The sequence below is a fragment of the Streptomyces sp. CAI-85 genome (assembly GCF_013363615.1).
GTDB classification, from domain to species: Bacteria; Actinomycetota; Actinomycetes; order Streptomycetales; family Streptomycetaceae; genus Streptomyces; species Streptomyces antibioticus_B.
The window spans coordinates 89,105-103,670 of the sequence record NZ_JAANNX010000022.1 but is presented as its reverse complement, the minus strand read 5'-3'; the positions used below and the strand labels follow the sequence as shown (position 1 = coordinate 103,670).

The window sequence follows — 14,566 nt, the reverse complement described above, 5'->3', positions numbered from 1 at the left end:
CACGATGCCGAACCTGGAGCAGACGGGTCTGCTGCGGATCGACTACGAGGACCTGGGGGTCATCGCCGCCGACCGCGAACGCTGGCAGTCCGCGCACGCGGCGCTGCGCGACGCGGACCCGGCGCTGCGCGAGGAGATCGCCCGGACGCTGCTGGACTTCATGCGGCGTGCCCTCGCCATCGACGTGCAGTACTTCCGCGACGACTTCGACACCTTGCAGCGGGCGAGCGAGGAGCGGCTGACCGGTCCCTGGGTGCTGGGCGAGAGCGACAGGCCCGCCGTCGGCACCGCCTACCCGTACGGCTCGCGGCCGGGCATGGAGCGCACGGCCCAATTCCTGTCCGCCCGGGGCAAGTTCGGCAAGTACCTGCGGCGCAACATGCCCGACCTGCGCGATGTCCACCTGGACGACGTACAGAAGGTCATCGAGGATCTGCTGACCGTGCTGCGCGACGCGTACCTGGTGTGCGAGGTGGACGCGACCCCCGAGCAGTCCGGTCCCGCCTACCGCCGCCGCGCGGGTCAGAAGCGCACCGGCTACCGGGTGTCGGCGGCCGCGCTGATCTGGCGGGCCGGGACGGGCGAGCGGGGTGCCGTCGATCCTCTGGCGCGCACCTACAACAGCGGTGAGGGCCCGCGGGTCAACCCGTTCTTCCGCGACCTGTACCGGACCGCGGCCGCCGAGCTGGCCGGACTGTACGCCCGGGAGCACACCGCGCAGGTCACCCCGGAGGACCGGCTGGAGCGCGAGCGGCTGTTCCGGGACGCCGAACTGCCCCTGCTGTACTGCTCGCCGACGATGGAACTGGGCGTGGACATCTCCTCGCTCAACGCCGTGCTGATGCGCAACGTGCCGCCGACCCCGGCGAACTACGCGCAGCGCTCGGGCCGGGCGGGCCGTTCCGGTCAGCCCGCGCTGGTGACGACGTACTGCGCGACGGGCAACAGCCACGACCAGTACTACTTCCGCGACTCCAAGAAGATGGTGGCGGGCCAGGTGGCCCCGCCGCGGCTGGACCTGGCCAACGAGGACCTGGTCCGCTCCCATCTCCAGGGCATCTGGCTGGCGGAGACCGACATGAGGCTCGGCACCGCGATCCCGGACGTCGTCGACGTCGCCTACGACCCCGAGGGCGAGGACCGCCCCGATCCGCAGATGCCGCTGCCGCTGCGCTCCGAGTTCCTCGACCGCTCCCTGGACGAGGACGCCCGCAGGCGCGCGGCCGCCACGGCCCGTACCGTCCTCGCCCCGCTGATCGCGGACTTCGAGTCGACCACCTGGTGGTACGACGAGTGGATCGAGGACCGGATCGAGCGGGCCCCGCAGGAGTTCGACGCGGCCTTCGACCGCTGGCGCCAGCTGTTCCGTGCGGCCGTCATCGACCAGTACGAGCAGAACAAGCGGGTCGTCGACCACACCCTCTCCCCCGGCGAGCAGAGCCGGGCCCGCTCGCGCCGCCGGGAGGCGGAGACGCAGACGAACCTGCTGCTGAACCGCTCGGTGGACAGCAAGTCGGTGATGAGCGACTTCAATCCGTACCGCTATCTGGCCTCCGAGGGGTTCCTGCCCGGCTACAGCTTCCCCCGGCTGCCGCTGGCCGCGTACATCCCGCGCTCGGGCAACCGCCGCAACTCCGACGGCGACTATCTCCAGCGTCCCCGGTTCCTCGCGATCCGCGAGTTCGGTCCCGGGGCGCTGATCTACCACGAGGGTGCCCGCTACCAGGTCACCCGGGTGCAGCTGCCGCCGGACGCCTCGGGCGACCTGGCGACGGCGGAGGCCAGGCGCTGTGACGGCTGCGGCTACCACTACGCGGTCAAGCCGGGCGCCGACAAGTGCACGATGTGCGGGGCGGAACTGGGCAGCAAGCGCACCGGACTGCTCCATCTGCACACCGTGTACACCACGCCGCGCGAGCGGATCTCCTCCGACGAGGAGGAGCGCCGCAGGGCCGGTTTCCGCCTGGAGACCTCCTACGCGTTCCAGGACCACGGCGCCCGCAAGGGCCGCCTCACCTCCCATGTCACCGACGCCGGCGGGGCGCCCGTCCTCAGTCTGGACTACGGCGACTCCGCGACCGTCCGGATCACCAACCTCGGCCGGGTGCGCGACAAGGGCGACCACGACGGCTACTGGCTGGACCTGGGGGACGGCCGCTGGCTCAACGACCGGGCCGCCGCGGACGCCATCGAGGGCACCGGTATGCCGGTGGTCGACGAGGACGGCAACGAGAAGCGCCGCAAGAAGCGGGTCCTGCCCTTCGTGGAGGACCGGCGCAACATCCTCGTGGTCACCCTGGAGGAGCCGCTTCCCGAACCGGTTGCCCTGTCGTTCCTGTACGCGCTGGAGCGGGGCGTCGAGGCGGCGTTCGAGCTGGAGGACTCCGAGCTGACGGCGGAGCTGCTGCCGCCGGACGAGGGCCCGCGCCGCCACCTGCTGTTCACGGAGGCCGCCGAGGGCGGTGCCGGTGTGCTGCGCCGGATCCAGCACGAGAAGGACGCCCTCGCCAAGGCAGCCCGGACCGCGCTGGAGATCTGCCACTTCGACCCGGACACGGGAGAGGACCGGGGCGGTCCGGCGGACGGCGAGCGGTGCGCCCGCGGCTGCTACGCCTGTCTGCTGACGTACGGCAACCAGACGCACCACCGCCGGCTGAGCCGGCTCGCCGCCCGCCCGCTGCTGGCCCAGTTGGCCGGGGCCCGTACCGAGCGGGAGGACCGCGGCGAGTCCCGCAGCGAGCGCTTCCGCAGGCTGGCCCCCGCGAGCCCCTCGCCTCAGGGCACCTCGCCTGGGACCACCTCGCCTCGGAGCACCTCGCCTCGGACCACTTCCCCGACCCCCGTGGAGGCGGATCTGGCGGCCCTCGTCGCACAGGGCGATCTGCTCGGATGGCTACGGGCGAAGGGCTACCAGCTGCCGGACGAGGCCGGTGTCCTCGTCCCGGAGGCCGCCGCCTGCCCGGACCTCGTCTTCCGTCTGGACGGTGCCAACCTCGCCGTGTTCGTCGACGTCCCCGGGCACGAGCCAGACTCCACCCGCGACATCGAGGCCGGGTACCGCCTGGAGGAGCAGGGCTGGGACGTCCTGCGCTTCTCGACGGACATGGACTGGGACGCCCTGGCGGACAACAACGCCGCCTATTTCCACCTGCGTTGATCGCCTCACCCCCTGCGGACCTCTAGGAACCGAGTCATCTCATGAGCCTCACGTACACAGCCGGCTCGCTGGTCGCCGCCCGTGGCCGGGAATGGGTGGTGCTGCCCGAGAGCGCCGCCGACATGCTGGTGCTGCGCCCGCTGGGCGGCAGCGAGGACGACATCGCGGCCGTCTTCCCCGCCTTCGAGGACGTACGTCCCGCCGAGTTCGCGGCGCCGAGCGCGGCCGACCTGGGCGACCAGCGCGCCGCCGGTCTGCTGCGCACGGCGCTGCGCATCGGGTTCCGCTCGGGCGCGGGCCCGTTCCGCTCGCTGGCGTCGATCGCCGTGGAACCCAGGGCCTACCAACTGGTCCCGCTGCTGATGGCGTTGCGACAGCGCACCGTGCGGCTGCTGATCTCGGACGACGTCGGTATCGGCAAGACGGTCGAGGCGGGCCTGATCGCCAAGGAGCTGCTGGCGCAGGGTGAGGCGACCCGGCTGGCCGTGCTGTGCTCCCCCGCGCTGGCCGAGCAGTGGCAGGGCGAGCTGCGGGAGAAGTTCGGCATCGATGCCGAACTGGTCCTGGCCTCCACGGTGTCGCGTCTGGAGCGCGGCCTGGAACTGGGCCAATCTCTGTTCGACAAGCACCCGTACACGATCATCTCGACGGACTTCATCAAGTCGACGCGGCACCGCGAGGACTTCGTACGACACTGCCCGGACCTGGTGATCGTCGACGAGGCCCACACCTGCGTGGCCGCCGACGACACCACCCAGGGCGCCGCGTCGTCGGCCTCGAACCAGCTCCGCTACGAGCTGCTGCGCAGGGTCTCCGCCGACCCCGACCGGCATCTGCTGCTGCTGACGGCGACCCCGCACTCCGGCAAGGAGTCCGCGTTCCGCAACCTGCTGGGCCTGGTGCGGCCCGAACTCGCCACGGTGGACCTGGAGTCCCCGGCGGGCCGGGCGAAGCTCGCCGAGCACTTCGTCGCCCGCAAGCGCGCCGACGTGCGTGAGTACCTCACCAGGGAGGACGGTCTCGCCGACGACTCCCTGGCCGAGCGGACGGCGTTCCCGTCCGACCGCTGGACGAAGGACGAGAAGTACCGGCTCACCCCCGCCTACCGGGCGCTGCTCGACGACGCCATCGTCTACGCCCGCGACCGCGTCCAGGCGGCGGACGCGCAGGGCCGGCGGGAGGCCCGTATCGCCTGGTGGTCGGTGATCGCGCTGCTGCGGTCGATGGTGTCCTCGCCGGCGGCCGCCGCGCAGACCCTGAAGACCCGCTCCGAGTCCGCCACGGCCCGCACCGCACACGAGGCGGACGTACTGGGCGCCCCGGTGGCCTCCGACTCCGCGGAGAACGACCGGCTGGAGGGCATGGACGTCGCGCCGGGCGCCGCCGAGACGGAGGACGCGGGCGCGCGGCTGCTCGATCTGGCCCAGCGGGCCGCCCAGTTGGTCGGACCGGCCGAGGACGCGAAGCTGAAGGCGCTCACCGGGCACCTGAGGAAGCTGATCGCCGAGGGCTACCACCCGATCGTCTTCTGCCGTTACATCCCCACCGCCGAGTACCTCGCCGAGCAGCTCGAAGGCAAGCTCGGCAAGAAGACGAAGATCGCCGCGGTGACCGGCACGCTCTCCCCGCAGCAGCGTCTTGAGCGCATCGAGCAGCTCGCCGCCGAGGCCGCCGAGGACGGCGACCCGGCCGTGCGCCGCGTCCTGATCGCCACGGACTGCCTCTCCGAGGGCGTCAACCTCCAGCACCACTTCGACGCCGTCGTCCACTACGACCTGGCGTGGAACCCGACCCGTCACGACCAGCGCGAGGGCCGTGTCGACCGCTACGGCCAGAAGCGCGACCAGGTCCGGGTCATCACCATGTTCGGCGAGGACAACGGCATCGACGGCAAGGTCCTGGAGGTGCTGTTCCAGAAGCACCGGCAGATCAAGAAGGACCTCGGCATCTCCGTCTCCGTCCCCGACGAGACCGCCTCCGGCGTCACCGACGCGGTGGTGGAGTGGCTGCTGCTGCACGGACGGCAGGGCAGCCAGGAGAGCCTGTTCGAGATGGACGGGCACCAGGAGTCGTTCGAGCGTATCGAGCGCGAGTGGAGCTCGGCCGCCGAGCGGGAGAGGACCTCCCGCTCCAAGTACGCCCAGCGCGCCATCCACCCGGAGGAGGTGGCCCGCGAGGTCGCCGCCGTACGGGCCGCGCTCGGCGGGGCCGACGAGGTGCGCGGTTTCACCCTGGAGGCGCTGCGCGACCTGGAGGCCCTCGTCCTCGACCCCCGCGACGGCGACGGCGACTTCACCGCGCAGGCGGGCGGCGCCCCCGCCGGTCTGCGTGACGCGCTCGCCGCCACGCTCGGCGGACGGCTGATCGAGGAGGACCGGCCGATCCCGTTCCGTACGACTCCGGCGATCGGCCGCGGTGAGGCCGCGCTGGTCCGCACCGACCCGGCGATCGGCGCCATCGCCGCCTACGTCCTGGACTCGGCGCTCGACGCGAACACCCCCGGCCCCCGCCCGGCCCGCCGCTGCGGTGTGGTCACCACGGACGCGGTCGGCATCCGTACGACGCTCCTGCTGGTCCGCTACCGCTTCCACCTCACCCTGCCGTCCCGCACGGGCGAACGGCAGGTGGTCGCCGAGGACGCCCGGCTGCTCGCCTACGAGGGCATGCCGGCGCGCGCCCGCTGGCTGGACGACGACGCGGCCACGGCGCTCCTGGCGGCCCGCGCCTCGGCCAACACCCACGAGCAGCTCGCCCGCAACCAGATCACCCGCGCCCTGGACGGTCTGCCGGACCTGTCCGCGCACCTCACCGAGTACGGCACCCGTCTGGCCGCCGAACTCGACGCCTCGCACCGCCGGGTGCGCAAGGCCAACGAGGAGATCGTCCGCGGCCTGAAGGTCGTCCCGCAGGAACCCGCCGACGTCCTCGGCGTGTACGTCTACCTGCCGCAGCAGCCCGTTCCTCTCTCGTCGGGAGCCGAAGCCTGATGTCCGCCGCCACCCGCACCGCCCTGGCCTTCACCGCCGTCACCACGGTCGGCGGCCTGCTCCCCGCCGACATGCTGCTGCGCATCGCCGAGGCGCGGAACCTGCCCGGCACCAAGTCCGCCGACTACGGCCTGCCCGCCTCCGTCCCCGTGCGCGACGAGGCCGAGCGCGCCTGGGAGTACCTCAAGCCCCTCTGGCGCGACCTGCGCGCCGCGCTGCCCTCGGACCCGCAGACGGGGGCGCCCTCCGCCGACCCGACGGGCCGGGCGGGGACGGACTGGCTCGCCCAGGTCTTCCGCAAGCTGGACTTCGGCGCGCTGACGGAGGTCGGGGCGGCGGGTATCGCCGCCGACTCGGATGCGGAGAAGCGGTTCCCGGTCTCGCATCGCCACGGTCCGGCGCTGGTCCATCTGGTGCCGTGGAACCAGGAGTTGGACAAGCGCCCGGCGGCCGGCCAGGTCCCGGCCCAGTCCATGCTCCAGGACTGCCTCAACCGGACCGAGGCCCACCTGTGGGCGGTCCTGACCAACGGCCGCCGCCTGCGGCTGCTGCGCGACTCGTCGTCCTTCTCCACCGCGGCCTACGTCGACTTCGACCTGGAAGCGATCTTCGACGGCGAGCTGTTCAGCGAGTTCGTGCTGCTGTACAGCCTGCTGCACGCGTCGCGGTTCGCGGTGGCGGAGGGTGCGGCGCCTTCGGGGTGCTGGCTGGAGAAGTGGCGCGCGGAGGCCGTCACTTCGGGCGCACGGGCGCTGGATCAGCTGCGGCTGGGCGTGCAGAACGCGCTGACCGTGCTGGGTACCGGGTTCCTGCGGCATCCGGAGAACGTCCGGCTGCGGGAGGACGTGGACCCGAAGGCGCTACGGGACGCGCTGCTGCGGTTGGTGTACCGGCTGCTGTTCGTCTTCGTCGCCGAGGACCGCGACGCGCTGCTCGACCCTGCGGCCGGGGAGCGGCAACGGGAGGCGTACGAGCGGTACTTCTCGTCGGCGCGGCTGCGGGAGCGGGCACGGCGGCGGCAGGGGACGGCGCATGGTGATCAGTACGAGGCCCTGCGGATCGTGCTGGGCGCGCTGGGCACGGAGGGTGGCCGTCCGGAGCTGGGGCTACCGGGTCTGGGTGGCCTGTTCTCCCACAAGGACGCCGATGCGCCATTGGACGGCCTGAAGCTGTCCAACGAGTCGCTGTTGAGTGCTGTGCGTCATCTCGCACAGGTCCGTGATCCGGGGGCACGGCGGTGGAGGGCGGTCGACTACCGGCATCTGGACGCCGAGGAGCTGGGCTCGGTGTACGAGTCCCTGCTGGAGCTGGAGCCGAAGCACTCGGCGACGGACCGCAGCTTTGAACTGATCGAGGTCGCGGGCAACAGCCGTAAGATGACGGGGAGTTACTACACCCCGTCCTCGCTGATCGAGTGCCTGCTGGACACGACGCTGGACCCGGTCATAGACGATGCGGTCAAGCGGGGCGAGCAGCGGGCCACCGAGGCCGGCCGTCCCGACCCGGCCGACGACATCGTCGGCGAGCTGCTGTCGCTCACGGTGTGCGACCCGGCTTGTGGGTCCGGGCACTTCCTGGTTGCTTCGGCGCGGCGTATCGCCAAGCGGGTGGCGTCGGTGCGGGAGCGCAACCCTGAGCCGACGGTCGATGCGATGCGGCATGCGTTGCACGAGGTTGTCGCGCGGTGCATCTACGGCGTCGACCTCAACCCGATGGCTGTGGAGTTGGCCAAGGTCTCGCTGTGGATCGAGGCGATGGAGCCGGGGAAGCCGCTGAGCTTCCTGGACGCTCATGTCAAGCGCGGGAATGGCTTGATCGGCGCGACGCCGAAGCTGTTGGCGGACGGTGTCCCGGACGACGCCTTCAAGCCGATCGAGGGGGACGACCGGAAGTACGCGGCCGGGCTGGTCAAGCGGAACAAGGCTCAGCGGGGCGGGCAGGATGAGCTTCTGTTCGACACGGATGCGCTGCCCGGCAATGAGCGTTACGCCGCTGAGCTGGGGCGGATCACTGCCGCGCCGGCCAACTCGCTGAAGCAGGTGCGGGCGCAGGAGTCTGCCTATCAGGCGTACGTGGAGTCGACCGCGTATGTGCAGGACCTGCATGCCGCTGACGCGTGGTGCGCGGCGTTTGTGTGGCCCAAGTGGGACGGGGCGCCGGATGCGCCTACGGACCAGGTGTTTCGGGCGCTGCGGGGGCGTGACCAGTCTGGGGTGGCGGACGGCACGCATGAGGAGATTCTGCGGCTTCGGGATCAGTACAGCTTCTTTCACTGGCACTTGGAGTTTCCGGAGGTCTTCTCTGTGCCGGAGTCGGGGGTTGGGGTTCAGCGGGGGACGGGGTGGGCTGGGGGATTTGACGCGGTGGTGGGGAATCCGCCTTGGGAGCGGGTTGAGATGGTGGAGCATGAGTTCTTTGCCCAGCGGGACCCGCGGATCGCCGGGGCCAAGAACTCCGCCGCGCGAAAGCGCCTCATCGCTGAGTTGCGCAACGACCGCGACGGCGCGCGGCTGTACGCCGAGTTCAAGGCCGCCAAGCGTCGCGCGGGAGGGGAGAGCCATTTCCTCCGTACTAGCGATCGTTTTCCGCTCACTGGTAGAGGCCGCATCAACACATACGCCGTCTTCACTGAGGCGGACCGCACACTTACGGGTCCCCGAGGGCGGACAGGCGTAATTGTGCCGACGGGAATTGCCACGGATGCAACAACGCAGTTCTTCTTCAAGGACCTCGTCACCAAGGGGCACCTTGTAGCACTTTACGGCTTCGAGAATGAGGAGCGGATTTTCCCTGGTGTCCACCACGACCGGCCGTTCCTGCTGTTCTGCATGCAGGGCTCCGGAACCCCAGAGGACCGTATCTCCATTGCGTTCCGAGTCCGTCAGGTCGCCCAGATCCCTGAGCGTTCCTACCCCCTGACAGGCCACGACATTCAGCTCCTTAATCCGAACACCGGCACCTGTCCTGTCTTCCGTAGTCGCCGGGATGCAGAGATCACCTTGGGGATCTACCGTAGGCTGCCAGTCCTGATCAACGAAACGCAGAAAGCGAACGGGAACCCTTGGAACATCTCGTTCACGCAAGGCTTGTTCAACATGGCAAGCGACTCACACCTGTTCCGTCCCGCCGCCCAAAACGGCGAAACGCTTGACGATCTCCTCAAGGCGGGCTGGTCGCTTGACGGAAATGTGCTCGTCCAGGGTGACGAGCGCCTACTTCCGCTCTATGAGGCCAAGATGCTGCACCACTACGACCACCGCTTCTCCACGTACGAGAACGCCACGGAGAAGCAGCTCGCTGTGGGCACTCTCCCGCGCTTCACCATGAAACAGCATCAGGATGCCTCCGCCACGCCCATGCCGCGATACTGGGTACCGGAACAGGACATCCCGACTGGCGAAATCGATAAAGATGGCAAGCCCGTCCTGGAGCCCGGCGTTCGCAGCCGTCTTGCCGCCAAGGGCTGGAAACGGGAATGGGTGCTGGGTTGGCGGGACATCACCAACACGGGCAACGAGCGAACGCTGATCACGGCAGCCGCTCCGGCCCACGGCTTTGGCCACAAGTATGTACTTGGCCTGGCCCCCCAGGCGGCACTACTCACGGCCGTCTGGTCTTCGTTCGTAGTTGACTATGCAGCTCGACAGGCCCTCGGCGGCACATCGATGAGCTACTTCATCGTGAAGCAGCTGGCTGTACCCACTCCCGACCAGCTCGCGCCCCACGCGGATTACCTCACCCCCCGCACCCTCGAACTCATCTTCACCGCATCCGACATGAGCCCGTTCGCCAGCGACCTAGGCGACGCCGGCACCCCCTTCCGCTGGGACCCCGACCGCCGTGCCGTCATCCGCGCCGAATTGGACGCCCTCTTCTTCCACCTCTACGGCATCAACCGCGACGACACCGCCTACATCCTGGACACCTTCAACGTCACCCGGGACAACGACATCAAGGCGCACGGCGAGTACCGCACCAAGAAGCTGATCCTCGCCGAGTACGACCGCATGGCCGCCGCCGGCCTCACCCTGGAGAACCCGCTCATCGAGGGCGAGTCCGGTACGTACCGCTCCACCCTCACCCCGCCCCCCGGCCAGGGCCCCCGACACGCCTGATCTCACCCAAGGAAGCGAACGCCCCGTGGTACGTCGAAGCCAGACCAGCAACCCGCGCTCGACCGTCGTCCTGACGGCGGGCACGGACTGGGGTACACGTGCCGCAGGGCAACGCCGGGGCTGTGGGGCCGAGTTCTCGATGCCCCGGCGGCAGGCAGCGAAGCTCATGGCATTGCAGCAATCCCTGAGCCTGATACGTACGGCGATCAACGCCAAGCGCTGGGCTCAGGCGCACTACATGTTCAGTCGGGCCCGCGCCCTCATCAAGGCGCTGCCCACCGACCAGACCGTCCAGGAGCGCGAGCAACTCTCGCTGCTTCGACGAAAGTTCGAGGCACGCGACACCCCGGCAGCCAAGAAGGCCGCGAAGGCGAAAGCCAAGGCTATGGCCAAAGCGGCGCGAGCACGCGGCAGGAAGGTCGCGAAGCCCGCACCACAGAAGAAGGCCGCGCCGAAGCCGGCACCCGACCTCGGCGACCGCCTCATCAACCGTGCCGCGCTCGGTTACGCCTCCGAGGCGTCCGACACGAACCGCACGAAGGGCGCCCAGCCCTCCCGGCCAACGGCGAAGGGCGGGCGGGCCAGGTCCTTGGAGTCCCGTACGTGAACAGTCTGTTCGGCGATGGCGATCTCCACGCAGCTGTCGCCTTGGCTGCCGCTGTAGCTGGACTTGAACCAGGCGAGTTCCGTCGTACCGCTGTTCATAGCTCTCCTCGCAGTCGCTCCAGCAAGTCCCTGGATTCCATCGGGCCCAGGGCCTGCGAGCGCAGTGTTTCATAGCGCTGGCAGAGCACACTCACCTGTTTTGCGTCGGAGATTAGGCGCCCGGTCTCTTGGCCCTCGGAGTAGCCGAGCCGCCGCCCTTCCGGTGTCTCCAGCAACTGCACCGGCCCATCCAGGCACGGGTGCAACCCACCCTCCAGCGGTACAACTTGAAGCGTCACATTGCGTGCGGCACTGCGTTCCAGCACGTAGTCCAACAGCCCACGCATCGCCTGCTCATCACCGAACCGTCGCCGGAACACATGCTCCTCGACGATGAAGCTGAACGGCACCCTCGGCCGCTCCCGCATCATGGCCTGCCGCTCCATCCGTGCAGCAAGCAGCGCCTCCAGTTCCCCATCAGTCCGCAGCGGAATCGTGCCCTCGAACACCGCCCGCGCATACCCCTCCGACTGCAACAACCCCGGCACCAGCCTGCACTCATACGTACACAGGCTCACCGCCTCCCGCTCCAGCCGCGCCCACCGCCGGAACCACGCCGCAAGTCCCGCCTCACCACGGGTGAGATGCCGAGCGCTCCTCCGCAGCGCACCGGTGTTGCCGGTGGCCTCCTCCCCGCGCTCCACGAACGCCTCGTCCGGCATCCTGCGCCCCAACTCCACGGACGCAACCGTGTGCTTGGAGAACCGAACGAGGGCGGCGAACTCGGTCCGGCTGAGCCCCGCGTGTTCGCGTAACGCCTGGACGACCGCGCCGAACGTACGCAGGCTGTCCGACGGATGGGGTTCCCGCTCCCAGTCCCCCTCCCCCGCCGGAACCGTCCGGGCACCGACACCCGTGGCCGCCTCCGCTTCGACGCCGTCCATCCGCCGCCCCTCTCTCCAGGAACTCGGGCCCCACACGCTCGGAACTCAGCGTGACGGCCGGGCGGACGTACTGTCCACTCCCCGTACGTGTACGCTGACTCAGCGTACGCGGCATGGTGTCCATACACCGCCAAGCCCGGACGTCACGTACGCGACGCGCGGTCCACGCGTGCGTAGGGTTCGGGTAGCACACCCCGCTGCGCACGGCCCGCCAGGGTCTGTGGACGGCGTCCGCAGGCCCCCGGGTCAGCGCAGGGCGTCGATGGCCCTCACGATCAGGGCCCGCGCGTCCGCCCCGTACACGGCGAGTTCTGTGAGCCGGGCGAACGCCCGCAGGTAGATGTCCAGTTCGCCCGGCGCCGTGACGGTCACCTTCGCGGCGAGCAACTCCACATGGATCCGCGAGTCGTCGAAGACCGTGAACTGCTCCAGCGGCCACATGACCGTCTCCCGCGCGGCCTCGGCCGGAATGATGCCGAGCGACATGGACGGCAGGGACATCGCGGCGAGCAGGTGACCGAGTTGGCCGGCCATCACGCCGTGGTCGCCGACCCGGTGGTGGAGGACGTTCTCCTCGACCAGGGTCGCGAACCGGTGGTTTCCCTCGTGGACGACCCGCGCGCGGCGCATACGGACCTCGACCGCGTCGGCCACGTCGTCCGGGGTCCCGCGGAAGTCCGCGATCGTGCGCATCAGCGCCGTCGCGTAGCCGGGTGTCTGCAGATAGCCGGGCACGACATGGGAGGCGTATACGCGAAAGTGGCGGGTGCGCTCGTACAGCTTGGCCGAGGTCTCCGCCAACTGCTTCATGCCCGTGCGCTGGAGCCGCTTCCACTGCAGGTACATGGAGTCGGCCTGCCGGTTGGCCGCGATGAGGTCGTCCGCCTGGTCGGCCGCGCCGCAGGCCGTGCACCAGGCACGGATGTCGGCGTCGGCCGGGGCGGTGACGGCGTTCTCGATCCTCGACGACTTGGCGACGGACCAGCCCGCGAGACGGGCGAGTTCCTTGCCGGTGATGCCCGCGTCCAGGCGCAGCTCGCGCAGCCGGGCCGCGAGAGCCGCGCGTGCTTCCTGCACGCTGGACGTGGGGAATGTGGACATGAACGGTTACTTGACCTCGTACTCGTCGTGTGGGATGGCCCGTTCCCAGATCCGTTCGTATGCGGTCGCGTGCCGGGAGACCGTGCCGCGCTCGTCGCAGAGTTCCTTGCCGACCCATTCGCCGTCGCCGGAGAAGTGGTGGACGCGCATCAGCCGCCCGTCGAAGATCCACAGGTCGGTGCCCGGGACGAGCAGGTCCCACGCGCGGTGCCGGGGGAGCCAGCGCACCTCCTCGCCGGCTTCCACGTTGGCGCGGGTCTGGTAGTGCTCCCACGCGATGTAGTCGGTGACCGGCTCTGACACGATCCTGACCCGCCGCACGTGCACGCCGCGGGTGACAGCGTCCGCGATGTTCTGGTGGTAGGGACGCCACCAGGAGCCGCGGTCGTCCCAGTCCACGCGACGGCCGTCCTGCCAGGCTTCGAAGCGGGGGTTGGTGAAGTAGGCGTCCCTCATCTCCAGATGGGCGGCGGACTGTCTTGTGTCGGCGAGGAGTTCAGCGAACTCCGGGATCGAGCTCATCACACGCCTTTCTGATGATCGGGATCATACGAGCCGGGATCCTGATGACGGTCTCGCCGGGCGGGATCGGCGCCCTCGCCGGGGACAACGCGTCGCATGTCGCGGTCGTCTCGTCGTCGGCCCGGTAGCTCTGGATCAGCAGATCGTCCGTGCTGGTGTCCACCCAGACTGTCGGGCATCCGTCCTCGTCTGTCTCGGGGTCGATGCCGATGAACCGAATGTTCATGGAGGCTGGTCTCCCGCGCTAGTCGATTACAGCGATTTCCACCACCATCGTGCGCGCGGGCCGCGTGGTCAAGAGCGCATACCGCCTGCGACCAGCGCCCTCAAATGGCCATGTAATCCGATGCAACTCGGTGGCCCGACCGGTGGAGGGGCTCCTACGGTCGGGGAGGACGATGCGACCCGGCGGCCTCGCGAACGGTCCCGGGCGACTGAACTCCCGCCCCGGCTTCCCAACTCTGGGCAGGCCGAGCAGCCGGGGCGGGTCGCACCACACAGCACGGCAACGACACCCCCAGAAGGGCAGGTCAATGACCGTCACACTCGAACAGCCCACCGGCACGCTCACGCGGGACCCGAAGGAACTCCTCAACGCGGTCGCTCCGCACATCACCGAGCTGACTGTCAACGTGTTCGACTCCGGCATGAGCCTGTGGGACCGAGAGGTCGCCCTGCTCCTGCGCGACCACAGCATGGTCCGTGACATGGCCGAACGAATCCTCGGCAACGCCGTCATGTACGTCATGGGCTCCATGGAGAATCCCGACGTCCACCTTGGCGTCGGCAAGCTCGTCGACATCGGCGTCCACCAGCTCATCCTCGACACCCCCGTCTGGTGGGGCATGTGCCGCCTGTACAACGGCGGCCGGTTCAAGCACCACGCGCCCTTCATCGAACGCCGCCGCGACGGCCTGTGCCTGCGCACCGGCGACTTCCTCCGCTCCCAGGGCTGGGCGATCGACGAGGAGCTGTGGGCCATCGACGGCACGGACTGTTCACCGTGCGACGACAAGGTCCCCGACAGCCACTGACCACGGCCGCTACAGTCGCCCCCGTCCTCACGGCTCCCCGAGGGCGGGGGCTCCCACATCC

Annotated in this window: 9 protein-coding genes; 4 read left to right on the top strand and 5 right to left on the bottom strand. The window is 69.6% G+C overall.

Going from position 1 to position 14,566, the window contains the following annotated elements; translation table 11 throughout:
- The 3 genes from G6W55_RS23135 to G6W55_RS23125 all read left to right on the top strand — a co-directional run.
- Positions 1 to 3,157 (top strand): helicase-related protein (locus tag G6W55_RS23135; RefSeq protein WP_175522757.1); only part of this gene is annotated, 3,157 nt, incomplete at its 5' end.
- 41 nt (positions 3,158 to 3,198) lie between these two features.
- A complete protein-coding gene (locus tag G6W55_RS23130; RefSeq protein WP_175522756.1) occupies positions 3,199 to 6,144 on the top strand; it encodes a DEAD/DEAH box helicase in 2,946 nt (981 codons plus the stop codon).
- Positions 6,144 to 10,259: an Eco57I restriction-modification methylase domain-containing protein gene (locus tag G6W55_RS23125; protein ID WP_175522755.1), complete on the top strand. Its 4,116-nt coding sequence runs from the start codon at positions 6,144 to 6,146 to the stop codon at positions 10,257 to 10,259. Before G6W55_RS23130 ends, G6W55_RS23125 begins: the two co-directional genes overlap by 1 nt.
- A 504-nt stretch (positions 10,260 to 10,763) precedes the next feature.
- On the opposite strand, the gene G6W55_RS38855 is transcribed toward G6W55_RS23125, so the two are convergent.
- The 5 genes from G6W55_RS38855 to G6W55_RS38850 all read right to left on the bottom strand — a co-directional run bounded on the left by G6W55_RS38855 (position 10,764) and on the right by G6W55_RS38850 (position 13,697).
- Positions 10,764 to 10,964: a DUF397 domain-containing protein gene (locus tag G6W55_RS38855; RefSeq protein ID WP_254876387.1), complete on the bottom strand. Its 201-nt coding sequence runs from the start codon at positions 10,962 to 10,964 to the stop codon at positions 10,764 to 10,766.
- Positions 10,961 to 11,848, bottom strand: coding sequence for a helix-turn-helix transcriptional regulator (locus G6W55_RS23115; protein ID WP_175522753.1), 888 nt, complete (start codon positions 11,846 to 11,848; stop codon positions 10,961 to 10,963). The genes G6W55_RS38855 and G6W55_RS23115 overlap by 4 nt, the downstream gene beginning before the upstream one ends.
- Before the next feature lie 246 nt (positions 11,849 to 12,094).
- Positions 12,095 to 12,949 (bottom strand): helix-turn-helix transcriptional regulator, encoded by an 855-nt coding sequence (locus G6W55_RS23110; RefSeq protein WP_175522752.1) that lies wholly within the window; start codon positions 12,947 to 12,949, stop codon positions 12,095 to 12,097.
- Positions 12,950 to 12,955: 6 nt separating this feature from the next.
- Complete coding sequence (locus tag G6W55_RS23105; protein ID WP_175522751.1) at positions 12,956 to 13,471, bottom strand: DUF6879 family protein; 516 nt, start codon at positions 13,469 to 13,471, stop codon at positions 12,956 to 12,958.
- On the bottom strand, positions 13,446 to 13,697 hold the full coding sequence (locus tag G6W55_RS38850) for a hypothetical protein (protein ID WP_254876386.1): 252 nt from the start codon (positions 13,695 to 13,697) through the stop codon (positions 13,446 to 13,448). The genes G6W55_RS23105 and G6W55_RS38850 overlap by 26 nt, the downstream gene beginning before the upstream one ends.
- 307 nt (positions 13,698 to 14,004) lie before the next feature.
- Here G6W55_RS38850 and G6W55_RS23100 point away from each other — a divergent pair, with 307 nt between their 5' ends.
- The gene (locus G6W55_RS23100; protein ID WP_175522750.1) at positions 14,005 to 14,505 is read left to right on the top strand and encodes a hypothetical protein; all 501 of its coding nucleotides are present in this window, start codon (positions 14,005 to 14,007) and stop codon (positions 14,503 to 14,505) included.
- Positions 14,506 to 14,566: the final 61 nt, after the last annotated feature.